Origin of the sequence: Shewanella sp. VB17 (assembly GCF_013248905.1) — a bacterium.
In the GTDB taxonomy this organism is placed as follows: domain Bacteria; phylum Pseudomonadota; class Gammaproteobacteria; order Enterobacterales; family Shewanellaceae; genus Shewanella.
Window position 1 is genome coordinate 2,709,749 of the sequence record NZ_JABRVS010000001.1, and the last position, 19,785, is coordinate 2,729,533.

At 42.5% G+C, this 19,785-nt stretch carries 11 protein-coding genes; 2 read left to right on the plus strand and 9 right to left on the minus strand.

What is annotated here, in order from left to right; translation table 11 throughout:
- The first annotated feature begins 209 nt into the window (after positions 1-209).
- Positions 210-806 carry a DUF998 domain-containing protein gene (locus HQQ94_RS11645; protein ID WP_173294578.1) on the plus strand — a complete coding sequence of 199 codons (597 nt, stop codon included), beginning with the start codon at positions 210-212 and terminating at the stop codon, positions 804-806.
- A gap of 11 nt (positions 807-817) precedes the next feature.
- Here HQQ94_RS11645 and HQQ94_RS11650 read toward each other — a convergent pair whose 3' ends face one another.
- The 9 genes from HQQ94_RS11650 to rmuC all read right to left on the minus strand — a co-directional run bounded on the left by HQQ94_RS11650 (position 818) and on the right by rmuC (position 18,430).
- Positions 818-1,477, minus strand: coding sequence for a DsbA family protein (locus tag HQQ94_RS11650; RefSeq protein WP_173294579.1), 660 nt, complete (start codon positions 1,475-1,477; stop codon positions 818-820).
- Positions 1,474-3,528 (minus strand): exodeoxyribonuclease V subunit alpha, encoded by a 2,055-nt coding sequence (recD, locus tag HQQ94_RS11655; RefSeq protein ID WP_173294580.1) that lies wholly within the window; start codon positions 3,526-3,528, stop codon positions 1,474-1,476. Before recD ends, HQQ94_RS11650 begins: the two co-directional genes overlap by 4 nt.
- A complete protein-coding gene (recB, locus tag HQQ94_RS11660; RefSeq protein ID WP_173294581.1) occupies positions 3,525-7,184 on the minus strand; it encodes an exodeoxyribonuclease V subunit beta in 3,660 nt (1,219 codons plus the stop codon). Before recB ends, recD begins: the two co-directional genes overlap by 4 nt.
- Positions 7,185-7,188: 4 nt before the next feature.
- Entirely contained in the window at positions 7,189-10,740 is a 3,552-nt protein-coding gene (gene recC / locus HQQ94_RS11665; RefSeq protein ID WP_173294582.1) for an exodeoxyribonuclease V subunit gamma, read from the minus strand.
- A gap of 144 nt (positions 10,741-10,884) precedes the next feature.
- Positions 10,885-12,888, minus strand: a complete 2,004-nt coding sequence (locus HQQ94_RS11670) for a DUF3488 and transglutaminase-like domain-containing protein (protein WP_173294583.1) — start codon at positions 12,886-12,888, stop codon at positions 10,885-10,887.
- Positions 12,881-13,798 (minus strand): DUF58 domain-containing protein, encoded by a 918-nt coding sequence (locus HQQ94_RS11675; protein WP_254304046.1) that lies wholly within the window; start codon positions 13,796-13,798, stop codon positions 12,881-12,883. Before HQQ94_RS11675 ends, HQQ94_RS11670 begins: the two co-directional genes overlap by 8 nt.
- Before the next feature lie 75 nt (positions 13,799-13,873).
- Complete coding sequence (locus HQQ94_RS11680; protein ID WP_173294585.1) at positions 13,874-14,785, minus strand: MoxR family ATPase; 912 nt, start codon at positions 14,783-14,785, stop codon at positions 13,874-13,876.
- A gap of 145 nt (positions 14,786-14,930) precedes the next feature.
- On the minus strand, positions 14,931-16,835 hold the full coding sequence (locus tag HQQ94_RS11685; protein ID WP_173296622.1) for a transglycosylase SLT domain-containing protein: 1,905 nt from the start codon (positions 16,833-16,835) through the stop codon (positions 14,931-14,933).
- Positions 16,836-16,933: 98 nt separating this feature from the next.
- Positions 16,934-18,430: a DNA recombination protein RmuC gene (gene rmuC / locus HQQ94_RS11690; RefSeq protein WP_173294586.1), complete on the minus strand. Its 1,497-nt coding sequence runs from the start codon at positions 18,428-18,430 to the stop codon at positions 16,934-16,936.
- Positions 18,431-18,714: 284 nt separating this feature from the next.
- Here rmuC and msrP point away from each other — a divergent pair, with 284 nt between their 5' ends.
- Positions 18,715-19,731, plus strand: a complete 1,017-nt coding sequence (msrP, locus tag HQQ94_RS11695; protein ID WP_173294587.1) for a protein-methionine-sulfoxide reductase catalytic subunit MsrP — start codon at positions 18,715-18,717, stop codon at positions 19,729-19,731.
- Positions 19,732-19,785: the final 54 nt, after the last annotated feature.

Genomic DNA, 19,785 nt, shown 5'->3' on the forward strand with positions numbered 1-19,785 from the left:
GTCTGCTATTCGTTTAAATCTCTTAAATGTTTTCTGCTTTATGTCCTATCATTTATGCGATATACATCTCTCAAAACAAGAACATAGCCGCCTTGTTAAGTGAATACACAAGTCACTAAAAGATATATATTTTTTTGCTGTTTTTTTCGATACAAGATGAGTAAAATCAAATCTATAAAAGGATTGGGTTTTATTCAAGGAGTAAAAAAATGTTACCGCTTTATTTTGCTTATTCAGGGATTGTTGCATCTGTTTGGATTGTACTCGGGATTGCGATTGCTGGCTGTCGCTATCAAGGTTATAGCCACACTAAACAGTTTTGCAGTGAATTGGGGGCGAGTGGCAGTCCGACAGAAAAGTTTTCCCCATTAATTAATAATTATCCTCTAGGTTTATTGTTTGTGATATTTGGTGGTTATCTTATCCAACTGGCACCTTCATCTGTGTTGATGATTATGGTGGGCACGTTGATTGTGTTACATGGGATCGGGACTTGGGTGGCGGGTTATTTTCCCATGGATGCTGATCCTTATACCAAAACGCCGAGTTTTCAGTGTAAAGTGCACTCATGGGCGGGATCAGTGATGTTTTTATCCCTTTTGACCGCATCTGTGCTGTGCTTATTTATCAATGAATTGTCTTTTTCTTTTAAAATGTTGACGATATTCAGTATATTCGCTTCAATGTATTTCTCGTATACCTTGGTAAAGTCATTTAGAAATAAGACCGATCCTGGTACTCAGCAAAGATTAAGTTACGCAGCCCAATTAGTGTGGCTATCTGGATTATCCTTTGTTATTGCATAAAGTGGATCACTTTAGCAGAGATTGATGATCTGCTGATGGCTGTTTTGCCAGTGCAAGTAGTCTAGCTTTATGGGACTAATAGTGTCACTCCTATTGCTATCTAAGTGCTTGAGCACGAGTGAGGGAAACCCATTAATGGGGAGCTGGCGTACTCTGTCAATTTCGTCCATTAATCGTTGGTTGAGTTGTACACAATGCATCTGCTCTGTAAATATGGTGCGATTAAGTCCAATGTCGGTAGCTATAGTGATTAAGGTGTCCACATTTGATGGGTTTTTAGCCTCGAGATAATAGGCTGTTTGAATGCCCTGAATCATCTGCTGTTCAAGGCCCATCTCTCTGGCTATCAATGCGGCACGACACGCAGGGTAAGTCGAACGCCTTGGTTGACACAGTTGCCAAAAATCGTCGTTAAATGGCGTACCAAGTTGATCGCTGATATTGCGCCAAGTTTGCTGTAAAAAGTCTTGCATCTCCAAAGGCATCGGTTCATTCGAATCTGCTGCTAGGCCACCAAGTTGATATTTTACCATAACTCCAGAGCCTTCAAGTGCTGCCTTTAGTTTGTGCCAAGTCGGTGCATATCCCCAGCACCAGCTACACATAGGGTCGTAGACATAATATAGGATTGGCTGAATATGTTGGTTTGTGTGAATGTGAGTCAATGTCATATTGTTTCATTCCATAGGCGTCTTGCGAGTCCCGACGATCGTTGCGTGGCGTGTAAGCTTGCCAGTTCGAAGACGGTTTGCGATCCCAGACAAGTGAAATGTTGTTTAGCGCGGGTGATGGCGGTGTATATCAGTTCTTTTGTTAGTAGCTGTTTTTGTGCCACACTTGGCCACAAAGGCAATACCAGCGCGACATTGTTAAACTCGCTGCCTTGACTCTTATGTACTGTCATGGCAAAGCAGGTATCGTGACTGGGCAGGCGAGCAGGAAGGACTTTTAAAACACTGCCATCGGCCTGAATAAAGTGGGCCATTAACCTTGGGGCAGTAAGATGATCACTACCAGTATTGGCTTGATCTAACAAGATCAGGCCAATGTCACCGTTAAACAGGCCTAAGTTATAGTCGTTACTCTGTATTATCACCGGTCTTCCTTGGTAAAACTCCAGCTCGGTGGAAATGAGTTTGGCTTTTTTTAGTGCGTTAGCCACTCCTAAATTAATGCCATCGACACCATATTCACCGGCTCGCATGGCACATAGGATCCTAAATTCGTTATAACAGTCGATAATGGCACTGGGATGGCTGGTACCATTATGGGCCAGTTCAAGATACCCTCGGTAGTGATTGACTGCCTGTGATAACAGTTGATCTAAGCCCGTATTCCCAGTATGCATCTTTTGATGTTCTATCCAGTTAAGTTCCTGATAACCTGTTTGCCATACGTGCATGATGCGGTGTTTATCTGAGTTGTTTACCGCACTCGCGAGTTGACCGATACCAGCATCGCCTTGAAATCTGTGGCTATGCATCAGCATGCATAAATTGTCACCCATTTGGGGTGAATCGCTGATAAATTCACTCAGATCAACGCCAGTCAGGGTAAATAAATGTTGGGCGTGATCGGCTGAATAACGCATTCGCCATTGGGTATTGTTTCTGGTACTAGTGTCATTGCTCAGGGTGTTAGAGTGTTTCAATCCAGCGCAGATATCTGCTAGGACAGCGCCAGCTTCGACCGAGGCAAGCTGATCTTGATCCCCAAGTAAAATGAGTCTGGCGTGGGCAGGCAATGCTGATAGCATTTTATGCATCATGGGCAAATCGACCATAGAAGCTTCATCAACCACGAGTAAATCGAGCCTGAGCGGGTTGTCTTTATGATGGCGAAACTGGTGCGAGTTAGGGATCACCCCCAATAATCGATGTAAAGTTGATGCTTCCTCTGGAATTCGCTGCAAACAGCTCAAATCCATCTCATCAGCGAAAGCGGCCAGCTCTTGTGCCAGTCTTTGTTTAGATCCCTTGATAGATTCACTTAACCTCGCCGCCGCTTTGCCGGTGGGGGCGACAAGCCTTATGACCATTGGTGACTCTAGCGTCAATAAAAACAGCAGTTTAGTGACCGTGGTGGTTTTACCTGTACCCGGGCCGCCGGTGATCACCGCCAACTTTTGACTAAATGCGGTGGCGGTAGCAATTTTTTGCCAATCAATATTCGGCTGAATGTCATGACTTAATGGAGGAAAAAGTCTATCTAAACGGGCTTTAGTGGCTGTAGAGCCTGATGTGCACTGGCTATTGGACAGGCGCAAGAGGAAGTCACAGATTTGCGTCTCAAATTGATAATAACGCTGTAGATAAAGTGAGCCGCCCTCTAATACCATGGGGGAGGGAGTGCTATTTAATGTGTTGTTTGCTTGGGTCGAGGTAAACGTCGTGATACAAGGACATTGTGCTAATACTGCGGTGAGTTCATCATGACTTAGGGTTATTTGACAATGTGATGCCTGCTCAAGCATGGGGTTATTCAGTACGATGTGATGAATGGGCAAGCAAGTGTGTTGCTGAGATAGGTGTTTACTGAGCAAGGCACAGATCAGCAGGAACAAGTCACTGTAAGATGTACCATGGCATTCATCAAGAATGCGCAGTTGCACTTGATGAAGCTGAGCCAGCTCAAAAGCAAAATGTCTATCAAGGGGCGTGATTAAGCGTTCGTTTTCCCAATACTTTAGCAGGGCGTTCATGGGCTGCGTTGAATGGATCATGGCTTATGCTCCATTGGCTGCTTCACTGCCGTTTGTGAGCTGCTCGCATTGACAAGGCTTGGCTCACTGTCGAACAAATGATCGAGTGACTCGATAAGGGCTTTAGGCGGCTTATCATAGAAAATACCGGATTGTGGAGCCTTGACAGACATGCCACGCAAGAAGAGGTAATAACAGCCACCAATATGTTGATCATAATCATAATTTTGTATTCTTAACCCAAGATATCGATGCAGCACCACAGTATAGATAATGTACTGTAAGTCGTATCGGTGGTTGCGAATGGCATCTTTCATTGCATCGGATCCGTAGTGGCTATAGTCATCACCGAGATGGTTAGATTTGTGATCGGCGATATAGAATTGATCTTGGTGCTCGAAAATTAAATCGATAAAGCCTTTGAGCATGCCTTTGAGTGACTCAAAATTTAACCCGGCACTGTAACCATAATGAATAAGAATATCATTGAGTTTATCGGCTTCAAGTGTCTTTATCGGCAAGTAAAACTCCATTTCGACCAGTTTTTGGGCAGGGACTAATTGTGACAATGTGAGTTTGCTATTATCACTCAATGTGGCGGCCAGTAAATCCAGATACCAGGGCAGTAGTACATCATACCAAGACTCATCAATACCGTATTTATCCATGGCGATAGGGAGGTGTATTGGTAGCTCTGTTTCAGCTTGAGTAAAATCAATTAATTCGAGCACGAGATGCATAAAACTCCCCGCATTAGCACCCCGCTCAAAGGTGAACCGTGAGGGGGTTGGGTCAATCTCATCTTGAATGATGTTAAGTTCTGGGAATATTTCATCATCCGCACCTGGCGCAATGTGCTCATGAGGCAAGTCTTTGACCAGTCCTGAGTAACTGCCGACACGCCATGTAATATAGCGTTTACGTTTTAATTGCTTAGGGGCCAATGTTTGGTGATGTTCAGCGGTTCTCTCTAATGATTGTGTTGAAGGGTGATCAGCCACTTCAGTGACACTGATGGCATCACCTTGGTGTTTTTTGAGTAAGATTTGAGTTTGAGATTGAATGCGTGAAAAATCGCAGTCTTTATTTTCTATCCCCAATAAATACCCTATGGCGGTTTCATGAAGTTGGCTGGTGATCCCCGCTTTTTTAGTGAATCGGCTATGGTTGGCGACATAAAGATAACATTGGTAGACTGGTCGTGTCATGGCGACGTATAAAAGGCGCAGATCTTCAGCAAGGTTTTCACGTTTATGATGCTCCCAACCTTCATCTGTTTGCGCGATATCCCAGATCAATTGATTGTCATCATGGTAAAGCATAGGGGCTGGCTTACGGCGGTTATCTCTGGCTAAACTGATAAAAGGGAGAAAACAGACGGGATACTCCAAGCCTTTGCTCTTGTGTATGGTGACGATTTGTACCAAATTTTGCTCACTTTCAAGCCTAAGTTGAGCCTCTTCATTCACGTTGTTTTCAATCAGTGCTTGTTCATACCAGTTAACCAAGGCACTGATCCCATCAAGCTCGGTGGCTTTTTGTTGCAGTAGCTCTGCCAAATGCCTAAAATCGGTGAGACGACGTTCACCATCTTGACTTTGAAGCAGACGTTTTATCAGCTTGGTTTCATTGGCCAGATTTAATAGGGCTGGCATGATGCCGCGCTTAAGCCAGTTTTGATGTAAGTGACTAAACTGTTCAAGCAGGGTTTGCCTTACCATTTCATCTTGATTAAAACAATGGATCGACATCGCATCATAGCCAAGTAATGAGGTGGCTAAGGCGGATCGCAGCGCGTGTTCATCTTTAGGGGTGGCGAGTGCATAAAGGACTAAGGCGAGCTCACGTGCTTCAAGCGTATTAAAGACACTGTCTCGGCTGAGAAATACCGCTCCTATTTGCCTGTTTGATAGTGATTGCTTGATCACAGCAGCTTCGTTTCTATCACGCACTAATACAGCGATATCTTTGGCTTTTAACGCTATGCCATCAATTGTGCATTGATTCAGGCGGGATTCAGTGAGCAGCCTGCATATTTCGGCGGCGGCATCTTCTGCTAGACGCTTTCGTGCGGTGGTTTTATTTAATCCTTTGTCTGGATCTTCACTTAAGAGTTTTATCTTAAGGGCTGATGTTTCATGATTTTTTTCGACAAATTGTTTGTTATTGGCAGAAGGTGAAGACTGCACTGGCTCGAACGGAATGTCGGTGCTGATAAAAGGCGCATGGTGGTTTTCAAATAGCGTATTCACACTCATGATCATCTTGTGACTGGAGCGATAGTTTGTGTCGAGATTATACTGTGCTTTGGTGTGTTCTCTTGCCTGAATATAGGTGTGAATATCCGCGCCTCTGAAGGCATAAATGGCTTGTTTAGGATCGCCAATCATCAACATGCTCAATTTTTTTGATGGCAAAGTGTCACTTTGCCTCTCTTTATTCTGGATAGATTGAGTTTGATATATACGGCTAAATATCGAAAATTGCAGAGGGTCGGTATCCTGAAATTCATCAATTAAGCACACCGGAAAGCGTGTAGCGATAATGTTTGCTAGATTGGATGCATGTTCATTGGGGCGCAGCGCCTTTTCAAGGGTCACAAGTAGGTCATCTGGTGTCAGTAAGTTACGCTCAGATTTTTGCTGGTAAAAACGAGTTGTGATCCCTTTTCTGGCGCAATAAAGAAAACTTGGAACAAAATCTTTGATAAGTAAACATAAACGTTCAATATGATCCAATATTGGGGCTTGCTGTGGGCTGGGTATTTCCCCACCTTTGTTAAGCTTAAGCCCACTTAATGATAGACATTCCATCACTTTGGCAGGTGGTAAACTGTTTCCGAATTGACACCAGTTATCCATGGTATCAAGCATGGCGGTCAGTTTAGGGTGAGCTTCTGCCTTTTTACCAAACCTAACCCCGCTTAGTGGTAATGTGTGCAATAAGGTTTCTATTTTAGCACGTTCATCTGGCCAAATACGTGTTAAGCGGTGTAGGCTTTCCGTTAATGTTTGCTGCAATGCATCAAATGCTGGTGGTGTCGGTTGGGCGGTAGCCTGACTGGCGCCAAGTAATGGCCGGAGCTGTTTAGATAGTGCATCGGGATCGGCGAATTTATCTTGTATAATTTCAGCTAAATAGATGGGCAGTGGATAACAATGTTCACGCCAAAAATCCCGTACTGCGTGATGTAAAAACTCACTGTCATCTAAGGTGAATTCAGATTCGAACAAGAGTGATGATTCAAAAGCCATGTCGGCTAAAATACGCTGACAAAATCCGTGAATAGTAAAAATTGAAGCTTCATCGAGGGACTTAAGGGCTAAATCCAGACGTTTGAGTGCCAGTGGACGTTCAGTTTCTGGAATGAGTTGGTAGAGAGAGCCGATGAATTCATCATCAATGTCTAACCCCATAAAGCGTCGGTAAGCCAGTTGGATTTTTTTACGGATCCGATCCCTTAACTCACCTGTTGCTGCATTAGTGAACGTAACGACTAATATTTGCTCACATGTTAATGGCGTTGGAATATCATAACCCAGCAATAAACGCACATAAAGACCGGCGATGGTGAAGGTTTTACCTGTGCCTGCACTGGCCTCGATTAAGCGACTTCCGTCAAAGGGTAAGGTGAGAGGATCTAAAGTTTGAGAACGCTGGTGTTGGCTTGATGGCATAATATTACGCCCCCTCTTCGACAAAAGTAGACAGCTGGCTTAGTTTATCTCGATGATAGAGACTCAACATGGGGCTAAGCAGCGTGATGGCAATGTGGCCAAATTTATCTTCTGAGAAATCTTCTGGAAAACGAAAAAGTCGTTGATAATGGGGCTCAAATCCTTCACCCAGCTGGCTTTGTTCATCTATCCACTGACTTTTCGCTTCGATAAGTTTATCGTCATGGTTACCTTCGGCTTCGACATAAGCCAAGGCGGTTTTTGGCATAAACATTAACGGGTGTGTTTGCCCTGATTGGAAGTGCTGAAGCCAAAGGCTTAATTGCGCCTTGGCTTGATCTGGGCTCACTGGATGGAAAGCATGGAAATAACCAATATCGAGTAAATAACTGATAAGGTGTTTGGTGCTGTTCTGGCCTGTATTGATATCATCGACCCCCATGGCACAGAGGCACAAATGACGGATGTAGACACGAATAAGATCGCGTCCGTTAGCGGTGCCAGGTCGATAATTGACTAGCCCCTTAGCACACAGGTTGTCAATGCGTCCAACCAGAGTCATGACTTGCTCCACACCGTCCACTTGGTTGAACGTGAGTTTAATATCCAGCGACTTTTGGCTCTCACCTTGAAGATAAAGAGTACGGCCAATAAGTGGCTGAATGTCATGCCGATATTGATTAAGCAGCAGATCATCAAAAGGGTGAAGTGGCAGTTCACCGCTGGCTTTTAAGCGTTGCAGTAACACTTCATCAGGTGTATCAAGTTTTTGAGAGATGGTATTATCGAGTAAATTAGCCTGTAGCTTATAACGCTCCAAAGCGTTCAGGCTGAAAGGTTCATCATTGTCATCAGCTTGAATATTGACCCCTAAGTCGACTTTAAGACTGCGATTAAAAAAGTACTGTGCCGGATTACGGAAAAAGCGAATAAGGGCAGAGACTTCCAGTTCTCTGTCTGCTTCAGTGTCGATGACTTCAGGTGCTTGAGAGATGCGTATTCCATGTTCAATAAAAGGGGGAGTAGCATTCAATGCCGCACGATTAAATGCTGCTGGGCACCATTGAGCTGAGTAACTTTGTTTAGGTAAATGATGGATTGATTGTTCAAGTTTTTGTGGGTGATAAAGGCGTGCATCGAAAGGCTGCAACGGCTGTTCAATAAGTAATTGTTGGTGAATGGTTTTTTCTATGGCAGCAATATCAGTTTCATTGTGTTGTTCATCTCCAAACGCCTCAGGCAGATAACACAGTTGACAATATTCAAGCAATTCAGAGACAAGCATAGAAGGGATACGTTCTGAATTATCCCGCTCACTATGACCAATATAGCTGATATAAAGCTGTTCTCTGGCTGAGAGTACGGCTTCTAAAAAAAGATATCTATCATCTAAACGGCGTGATCGGTCGCCTCTACGGGGAGCAAACTGTGCCACTAAATCAAATCCGACAGGGTGCTGAACTCTAGGGTAAACACCGTCATTCATGCCGACCAGACACACCACTTTAAATGGGATAGAGCGCATGGGCATCAAGGTACAAAAGTTAACACTGCCGGCTAAATATCGTTGGCCCACACGGGATTCACTTAAGGTGCTGCTAAACCAGTTTTGCAGCACTTGAGTATTGAGGGGCGTGACTTGGCCAGCATCAAGCAGCTCGGTTTTTAATTTGCTTATGGCTTCACGTATCGCTTGCAGTTGCACACGTTCTTCATCATCGACCTCATAAAAGTCTTCCAGTAACTGAGCCAGCTGTGTCATACGTTCATCGATAGAACAGGTTTCGGCCAGCGCGTGTTGGATCTGATCTAACGCTTCGATAAAGTTAAGTAACTTACCCAGTGCTTGTGCTGATTGCCCTTCGATGCCAGCGACAATCAAACTGTCTTGATAGAGCGCAGCATCATCGCTAAAGGCATAGCCTAATATGAGACGTTTAATGCCGAATGCCCATGAGTTTTTATCAAATGCTGGCAATGATTGTGCAACACGACTGCGTTCATTTCTCCCCCAACGTACTTGAGCCCGTTCAAGCCAATGACGGATCATGATCAAAGCATCATCGTTAAGCTCAAAGCGCCTGAGTACCGCAGGTACTTCTAAAATACCCAATATGTCTGTTAAGCCGAAGCGGCTTTGATTGATGGATAAAATGTGCAAAAAACTATTAATTAAGGGCGATTCTTGAGCAGCACCTCGGTCTGCAATGGCGTAAGAGATGTAATGTGCGCCTTGTTTTGCAGAAAATACAGCATCAATATAAGGGGCGTAAGCAGCAACATCGGGCAACATGATGACGATGTCTTTTGCCAGTAACGGTCCATTTGAATGGGGATCTTCACGTGAGAGCATGTCTAACAGGTGGTCGTGTAAGGTTTCAATTTCGCGCAGTGGGCTGTGGCAACTTCTGAGGGTAATAGAATCATCAGTTTTAGTCAGTATTCGACGTCCATCGAGCGTCAGGTAAAGTGATGCATCGGGACCTAAACTTTTGCCACGAGTTTCGAGTTCGAGAATGTCATGTTGCACACCCTGCAGTACATTGGCTGTCCCCGGATCTTGGTAGGATTCGAAATTAAAATTAGTGTGCTCTGCGGGGAGTTCTAAAATAAGATCGAGCAGCTCACGTCCCATTTTGCCGTTATTGGCCAACAGGGGATTACCGACCTCAAGTTTATCTTCCCATTGAGCTTCAAGTTTATGCTTGTTGGCGTACTCGAGTGCCATGCGAGCTCGAAGGCGGGGATCGACAATATCGCCCCAATAGTGCTGGCATGGGCTTAAATTAAGCATGATCACATCGATACGTGTGGCTAAATGGTAGAGGACGTCTAAGGTTTGTGGTGCCATGGATGAGATCCCAAAAACGAATAAACGTTTTGGCAGGCCATCAAGGCAGGTATTGGGATCATTCAATGCATCAAATAAAGACTGGTGTAGATTTGCTCTGTGATAACGGCTCTTATTAAGGTGCTGGTTGTTAAATTCGATAAGGGCGCGCCATAAAATAGGTTGCCATGCTTGAGCAGGGGCGAGTGTGTCATTCTTTGGAGGTAAATTGACCTCATTAGCTTCCCACGCGGCTATCCAATCGGGGCGATAGACCAAATACTGATCGAAGATATCGGCTATTTGACCACACAGCTGAAATAATTTTAGTGGGTTTTCTATGGGGTTAGTCGCTTCATCAGGAAGTGCATGATCATTGAAGTAATTTTGTAATGGAGCAAATACATCTATGTTAAGTAAACTTGGTAATAACGCCATGAGTTTCCATGTCATGGCCGGTTTTGTAAAGGCATTTTCTTTAGGGACATCAGGCAGCAAGAGATGGCACAATTGCCAAATAAAACTTGAGGGTAACGGGAATTCCAATGCTGCGGCTATCTTATTTTTATTCGCAATTTCCATTCTTAGCCAAGTAGACATGCCTGGGCTTTGCACCAATATTTGCTCTGGCATTAAGAGCGACATCTCCGGCATGGGCGTTTGTAGCTCGCTGGCGAGCAATGCTGAAAGGGATTCCATTCGATTCGATTGAACAAGATAGAGCATTAACATACCTACGGAAAATAAGGATAAGCATTAAATGATGTTAACGAACATCGACGTTAACTATTCTATGTGTTTGGTTTAGCAAGTCCAATAGAACCGATGTTTTTACAGAGAATAAATGCGCTTAATGAATGCTTTCTAGGATTAGAGCTGTTTTTTTATCTTCTTAAAAAGTGAAATAAACAATTTTTTTATTTCTTGTTCATTATCTTCAGATAAAGATTGGTATTTTAAGGCGATGTAATAGTGGGTCAGTAAGGTGAACTCAGGGGCAATGGTGGGCAGTGATAATGCCACTTTTTTACTGTACGTCAGCGGCCCGTCATTGAGATTTCGAGGGATGCCATTTTTTTCAAAAAGAGCACAGATCTTCAGATAAGCGGTTGAATAAGTCTCGGGGGGGGACTTGAAAGTCAATAATCCTGCACTGTAGGCGATAGTCAGGCTGATCAAAGCCATGGTAAACAACATCAATAAGGATAACTTTTCTTGTGTCACTTCTCCTAACATTTGTTGAAGTACATGTGTTTGTTTTTTTGAGTCAAAGCCCAATACCCATACGCTCCAATAGTAATCTAGACTGTCTAACGATATCCTCAGTGTATTGAGCAAGGGGAAGTCTCTCAGCCTTAAAGAACTAAAAGGACTGTCGAGTAGATAACTCGCTTCTGGTTGAAAGAAAGCATCGAATCCTTGTAATACACGCTCTGGGGCGATCATCGCGGTAGGATCAAATCTAACCCAGCCTTTGCCTTCAAGCCAGACTTCAGCCCAAGCATGTGCCATATATTGATACACGTTAAGGTAGCCAGCTTGCTGGTTCCATTCACCACCTTGATAGCCTGTCACTAGCCTGGCTGGTATGCCTGTTGCTCTGGAGATAAAGACGAATGAGCTGGCGTAATGTTCACAAAACCCGGCCTTATTTTCAAATAGAAAATCATCGATTTGCTGAGGACCTACGGCTGGTGGCGTTAAGGTGTAATAGTAATTCTCTTGATTAAAATAGCTCATTAGGGCCAGTAATCGATTGTTTGGCTCCGGGTATTCTCGTGTTAAGTTTTCAGCAAATAAACGTGTTTTTGGATTATTTTTTTCCGGTAGCGCTAAATTTATTTGTTTCACTGTGTCATGGAGTGTTAAATCCATAGGGGAACTCAGATAAGATTGAACCGAGTATTGAAATGGCTGATCTATGCTTCTTTTTGCGTAGAGTCGATGATCGGGCAAGTTGATGATGTTGCTATGTTCACTGAAGGCGACATCAAGACCAAATAGCCAATGTTGACCGCTGGGTTGAGCAATGACGCTATAGTTCAGAGCATTACCAGTCGCTTTTTGTTTGCTAGGGACAGCAAAGGCAACATTTTTTTCTATATCACTCATGCTTGTATGCTGCGTCCATGTTTGTCCATCATAGTTTTCCATTACTAGTGCACGCCAATATAATAGAGGATTTGCTGGAGGATTGAAGCCAAAATCGGCTCGAAATGCCAGCGCTGCAGAGCGCGTTAGTTTTTTTATATCCCCGAAATGAACTTGATTAGATAGTCCGGTATTGCCAGAATTGCTTTGTGGTATTAACCATAAAGGTGATAATTTAGGCAAAACGATAAAAAGCAGAGCCGCTAAAGGTAAACTTTGTAATATGAGCTTTGTACCCATTTTAGCCGTTTCTTTGATGTTATCATCTTCATGATAAAGGCTGACTAACACACAGGTATTGATAATAGTAACTAGGCTGAGAAGGCTTGCATATAAGATAGATTGTTGGTTAATAAAAGTGATGGCAATAAGAAAATAGCCTACTAGCACGACGATGCGTACATCTCGTCTTTCTTTCATTTCGATGTTTTTAAGTGCATAACCTAGGATAAGTAGGTTAATAAGTCCGTTAAGTAGACCTATTTGGTGACTAATTAAGGCCAATGTGAGCGCAGAGGCTAATGCCAAAGATGTGACCAAAAAATGAGGCGGCTTGGCGACTTTACCAATAAAAATACCGAGGCGCCACAGTAGGCAGATCCCATAAATGGCTAGGCTCCACGGGGTGAGCTTGTCATGTAAAGGGATTAATATGGTGACATTAATGACCAGAAGCCACAGTAAACTGTGGCGGGAAATAATCTCATGCAGTGTGTCACTCATTACTGCTCTCAGGGAGATTGGGGACAAGCGCAAGTGCTTGTAAACATTCAATCCTATGAGCTTCACCTTCGGAGGGAGTAATGATGCGCTCGCCTAATATTAGTCCAAAAATTTGATTTTGTTCACTTAATGAATCCACTGCACTGGTTAATTGGCTTAATCTGGTTTCAATATCTGCACGTACTAGATTTGTTAATGTGAGCCATTGGGGGGGTCCTTGAGGCTGTTGAAATTCTTTACTTAACATTCCTCGACCTTGAGCGAGTTGTTTCCAAGCTATTTGGCGAAGGGATTCACCTGCAACATGTTGTTTTAATCCTTTAAATTCATCCACGCCTGGAATATGTCCACCGATATCATGAGTGATCTGGCTATCATCATGTGTGAGCCGTTCTCTAGTCTCTAATGGGCAGGCAAAGACAGTGTGTTGATTGCCTAAATCGACATTGGACCAGGCTCTGCATAAACCCAGAGGATAACGAGATTCAATGTTTAGCCTGCCAGGAGAAATGTGCCCTCGGTGTGCATTATCAAAAGGAATGAGTGAGATGATAGGCTCATGAGTCACTCTGGTGATGATCTTTACTTGATTATCTGGATAATTGACTAACACTTCAAATTGCGTTTGTTTGGCTTGTAGGCGAACAGGGAAAACCAGCGTGTCTCCCGCATAAGCTTGAGGGGAAGGTGTTGATGATATTGTCAGTCCTGCTAAGTTTCGGTAACTGTATATGATGCAGGTATTAAATACGCTCAATAAAAGTAAGCTTAACCCAATGACTAAATTGTTTTGATAGTTAGTGCCAAAGATGAAGAGCAGTAATACGAGTAATAACCATAATAGACCAAATCCTGTTGGTAAAATAAACACACTTTTATGGGTGAGTGTGATGATAGGTGACGATGGCAATCGTTTTATTACCCATCGATTAAACCAGTGTATTAGTCGATTTTGTTTTTTTATCATAATGCTAATGACAAATAGTTATAGTATTGGATTGATATTAAAGAGAATCTTTTGTGAAATAGCCTCGCCTTGCTGTTGGCTACTGCTACGGATCCTATGTTCTGCTACTGAAGTAAATACCGCTTGTACATCTTCAGGTACTAGATAAGTACGTCCCTGAATGAAGGCCCACGCTTTTGCTGCTTGCAATAGTGCTTTACTTGCTCTGGGAGAGAGACCAAACCCTTCTTTATGGGCACGTGATGCATTGATTAGCGCTAAAATATAGCCTAACAAGGCATCAGATGCACTGACTTTATCAACCATTTTTTGTAATTGTGCGAGTTCAATTTGAGTAATGCATTGGGGTAGTGTGGTTATTTGAGGAGATTGGACATGGTTTTTCAGCATGGCCATTTCAGCATCTGCACAAGGGTAGCCAATCGAGAGTCGCATCATAAATCGATCCAGTTGAGATTCCGGTAAGGGGAAAGTGCCTGATTGTTCGCTGGGATTTTGAGTGGCGATAACAAAAAAAGGCGTTGGCAAAGGGTGAGTGATCCCATCGACAGTGATTTGATGTTCCGCCATGGCTTCAAGCAGTGCACTTTGTGTTTTTGGGCTGGCTCTATTGATCTCATCAGCAAGCACCATTTGTTTGAAAATAGGCCCTGGATGGAAAATAAATTGTGATTGTTCACTGTCGAATATGGAAACGCCTAAAATATCGGCCGGTAACATATCACTGGTAAACTGAAGTCTTTGGTAGCTCAACCCTAAGGTTTGGGCGAGACCATGCGACAGGCTGGTTTTACCCATACCTGGAAGATCTTCGATAAGTAGATGACCTTTAGCTAGAATGCAAGTCATGGCTAATTGTATTTGTACCGGCTTTCCTAGCAATACTGTGTTTAGCTGCTTAATTATCTGCGCTATATTTTGTTGTGCCATCCTATTCCCTTACCGCGACGCAATGGATTAACTATGCGGTAAACTTACTATGGGATAAACCTTAGGTATGATCCAGTTTAGTTTAAGTATTTAACATTTTGGGGATACAGGTGCATAGGGTATATTTTTGAAGTAAACAAATGATTCAATATTTAAAATTTAATTCTGCAGCTGAAAATAATTCAGGTACTTTATCTTGCTTAACTTGATAAATTACTCGATAACTCAGCACAGCTTGTACATATTCTCGTGTTTCTGAAAAGGGAAGAGATTCAATAAATTCAATGACATTGAGTTGACCATCAGATTCTTTTAACCAACGTTTTACGCTACGAGGACCTGCGTTGTAGGCCGCAGTGGCCAACACTCGGTTATGGTTAAATTGGTTAAGTAAACGAGCATAGTAGGCGCTACCTAAGCGCACGTTGGTATTTGGCTGGTATAGGCTCCGATATCCTTTATATTGAATTTTTTCTTTTTTGGCTATTTCTTTGGCCGTTGCCGGCATTAATTGCATGAGCCCTCTGGCTCCAGCCCCTGATGTCGCGTAGTCATAAAACGCACTTTCGCGTCGAGCAATGGCCCTGAGTTCATCAATATCGACTTGTTGTTTTTTACTGGCATTGACAAAATCGACATCTGCTGCGAATGGAAAGCGGATACTCATGTCGTTCCATAATTGACCTTGTATGCTGGCCTGTACTCCCAGTGAGTGCCATTGATTTTCAAAAGCTAACACAGCATATTCTTTTTGCATGGCTTTATTATGGCGCTTTAACATGAGTAGCCATTCCTCTCTAGCATCAATGGTTTTATCTAAGGCCAGCAGTTCTATAACACGATCAAGCCCTTTATCCTGAGATATTTTTTGACGAATAAGTGGATCACTCATCGTTTTTTTATGTTGCAATTTATATTCTAGTTTCAGTTCGTTTGCTGCAGAAAAACCATAAAAGTTACGTTGCTGACTCAGGGGGGTGAGGATACTAACGCGCTCTTGCGTGTTGTGATCGGTGTTTCTTGATAGCCAGTATTGCCATCTTGATTTCGCACGTGTTTGCTCACTTAATAAGGATAAGTATTTTGTTGTGGATTGGTGGTCATGTTGACGTATTGCCCATCTTAGCCTTAACTCCACCAGATCATCACTGTCAAGCAGGGGGAGTAGGGTATCGACATACCCTTTTAGTTGTTCTTCTTGTTGTATAATGACCCGTTTAACGAGGTAACGGCTGAGTTCTCGTCCTTGAACATCGGAGAAACGGTCGTTTTTTTGGTAGTTGGCATAAAGCTTAATGGCTTGCTTAAGATCTTTTCGTGCTAATTTTCTTAAACCAGCACTGACAATCTCAGCATAAATTTTTGCTGAAGCAGAAAATCGTTGTGTATGACGTAAGCGTCTGGGATCTTTATAAACGGCCAGCATTGTCTTCATTGCTTTTTGCTGATGAGTGACTTTTCGGGAGAGGTAGCTAAGTAATCCCTTTTGATTGGCATTAAAACTTAATAGCATACGAGACCAGAGCAAGGGTTGTGTTATCCCACCTGATTTTTCCCAAGAATGGAATAAAGGATCGCAGGCTTTTGGTCGTGATCGGCCATACAACCAAAGTGATGTCGCCCCCTTATAAGCTAGTTTTGTGTCACCTTTAAACAGTTTAGCTCGGTAATAATAACACTGTAAGGTAACATTATTAGGTAGCGCAGGGCTGATGGTTAAGAAATCATTCCAGCGCTTTTGATTGCCTGTTCGAAGCAAATAACGGTATCTTATGGTATTAAAAAGAGGCGTCTCTTTAAAGGGTTCAAGGGCTTTATCTGCTGCTTTTCCCTTGAGGTTGAGTATGGTGTTGGTATTGGCATGAAAGTCGAGGTACACATTTAATGGGTAATGAGCTAATTGTGTCCTTAAATGATCATACTTTTTCATCTGATGTTCAGATAACGCGGTACGAGCATCGAGATAATTTTGTTGATCTTGGGTCAGTAAATTTGCGTTAGCACTACTTACTAGTGTGACGCTGGCAAGCACAAGTAGCACAGAACACATATTGCCAACAAACGGCTTTAGCATGGCACTGAATTCCATCCGCATTTTACTGATCCCTTTTTATATCCACATTATTTGCTTAACTAACAAGGTGTAGTTCAATTCAATTGCTTATCATCTAATTGGTAGTCACCAAGTGCCTGCTCTAGCATGCGTTGATCGAGTTGTTTACTGGTGTTGACGCCAAGTTGCTGCATTTGGTGTGCTTGTTTGACTAAATTCCCTTTACCCTTTGACAGTTTGTTCATCGCGTTGGCATAGCTTTTTTCAGCTCCTTCTATGGCTCTGCCTAATTTTTCCATGTCTTCGATATAGCCACAAAGTTTATCGTATATTTTACCTGCTTGCTTAGCGATCTCTTGTGCATTTTGATTTTGGTATTCGTAACGCCAAATATTATTGATGGTTCTTAAGGCAACCAATAGGTTTGTAGGGCTGACTATCATGATGTTGTGCTCTAGTGCATAGTTAATGAGACTAGGATCATGTTCAAGTGCAAGTAAAAATGCAGGCTCTAAAGGGATAAACATTAGCACATAGTCTAAGCTTGTTACTCCATGAAGCTTTTGGTAATTTTTATTACTGAGCCCTTTAATATGACTGCGTACTGAGATCACATGCTCTTTAACTGCTTGTTTCTGTATCACACTATCATCACTATTAAAGTAACGTTCGTAGGCTACCAATGACATTTTAGCATCAACAACAACATCTTTATTTTCAGGTAGATGCACGATAACATCAGGTTTAAAATGTTTACCCTCATCATTTTTAAAATCAGTTTGGGTATCGTATTCGTGACCTTCTCGTAAACCACTTTCTTGTAATACACGTTCTAAAATGACCTCTCCCCAGTTACCTTGTTGCTTGTTATCCCCTTTAAGAGCATTGGTGAGATTGATGGCATCTTGGCTCATTTGCATATTCAGTGCCTTGAGAGATTCAAGTTGATGATTGAATGCGCTTCGCTGAGATTGTTCATTTGTATAAGATTCACTGACTTGTTTTCTAAACCCCTCAAGTTGTTGCTTAAAAGGGCCAAGTACTGAGTCTAGTTGATTGGTGTTCTGGTGCTGAAATTTTTCTGAGCGTTCTTCAAATATTTTATTGGCTAAGTTTTCAAACTGTGTATGTAATCTTATTTCGGCAGTTTCCAGCAATTGAAGCTTATCTTCAAGAGCCTGTTGCTCAGCATTAAATTTAACGGTTAGGTTTTGTTGCATTGCATTTGATTTAGATAATGCGAGTTGAGATTCCATTAACTTACGTTGAATTTCTTTGAGTTGTGCTTCTAATCCTGCACATCGTTCAGCATCGGCTTGAGCTTTTCCTAATGCCGACAATTGTTGCTCAAGTTTGTATTGTACTTGTTCTAACAGTTGCTCCTTCTCAGACAAAATAGAGTTTTTGTGTCGGAGGTTTTGTTTATGTTGTTCTATGTCTTGTTGATGGATATTTTCTTTTTGTTCGGTTGAGATTTCCCAACGCCGACGAGTGAATTTTTGATTTAAAAGTGCGCCTATCATGATTGAAAGAAAAGAGATTGCCGTAAGCGTGATGATTTCGGGAACTGATAACATGATGTCATTGGGCATGAGAGATAGCCTTGGTCAAAGAAGAGAGCATTAGATTCGCATTTTGGCTCAGGTTCTTCAAGTATGATAAGCGTAAATGAGTAACTCTTAATCGTATGTTGGTTCAGTGTTGCTGAAATATCATGTTGGTGCTAAAAAAAATGCTGTTTACTGGCAGCTATAATAAAAGAATAGCCATGTTTTTTAATCCATAAATTGAACGATTAATCCAATATGTCATTTATTTGAAATTGAATCGAAGATAATACGGTCTTATCTGGTAAGCAAAATATGAGGAGCATTCAATGCATGTCAAAAAAAGATCTTCTTGGGATACATTAACGAGTTCAGATATCACGCCTGAATCGGTATTTAATGACCGCCGTAATATCATCAAGGCTCTAGGGCTAGGGGCATTAGGAGCGAGTATTCCTGGTCATGTACAGGCTGGTATTTTTGACTTATTTGGTAACGGTAAATCGGGTGCGCCTTTTGTGACCTCTTCACTGGCGTTTACGGCAAATAAAGGGTTTGATGTTACAGAGCCTAAAACACCGTTTGAAAAAGTCACTCAGCATAATAATTTTTATGAATTTGGTACCAATAAACAAGATCCTGCTGATAATGCTCAAGGGTTTAAGGTTGATCCTTGGTCCTTAGTCATCGATGGGGAAGTCGATCATCCGATCACATTGGATTTGGATGATTTGACTAAATTGATTGCCCTTGAAGAACGCACTTATCGTTTACGTTGTGTCGAAGCTTGGTCTATGGTCATACCTTGGGTCGGATTCCCTTTAGCGGCGTTACTCAAAAAGGCAGAGCTAACCAGTAAAGCTAAGTATGTTGCGTTTGAAACTGTGTTTGATCCAGAACAAATGCCCGGGCAAAAGAATCGCTTAGTCGGGGGGGGGATCCATTATCCTTATATTGAAGGGTTGACCATCGCTGAGGCAATGAATGATTTATCATTTTTGGCTGTCGGCCTTTATGGTAAAACATTACCACCACAAAATGGTGCTCCAATACGTTTAGTCGTTCCTTGGAAATACGGGTTTAAGAGTATTAAATCTTTAGTTAGGATCAGGGTAATGGATAAGCGTCCGCCGACAAGCTGGAATCAATTAGCGCCTCAAGAGTATGGTTTTTATGCCAATGTAAACCCTAACGTGGACCATCCTCGCTGGTCTCAAGCCAGTGAAAGGCGCATTGGTGAGGGAGGGCTATTTTCAGCTAAACGCATCAAAACACTTCCGTTTAATGGATATGAAGAGCAAGTTGGCGCACTCTATCAAGGACTCGATTTACGTCGGCATTTTTAAAGGGGGCTTTCAACTTGTGTTGAATCGATAGGAAAGCTGTTTGTGGTGTTGATG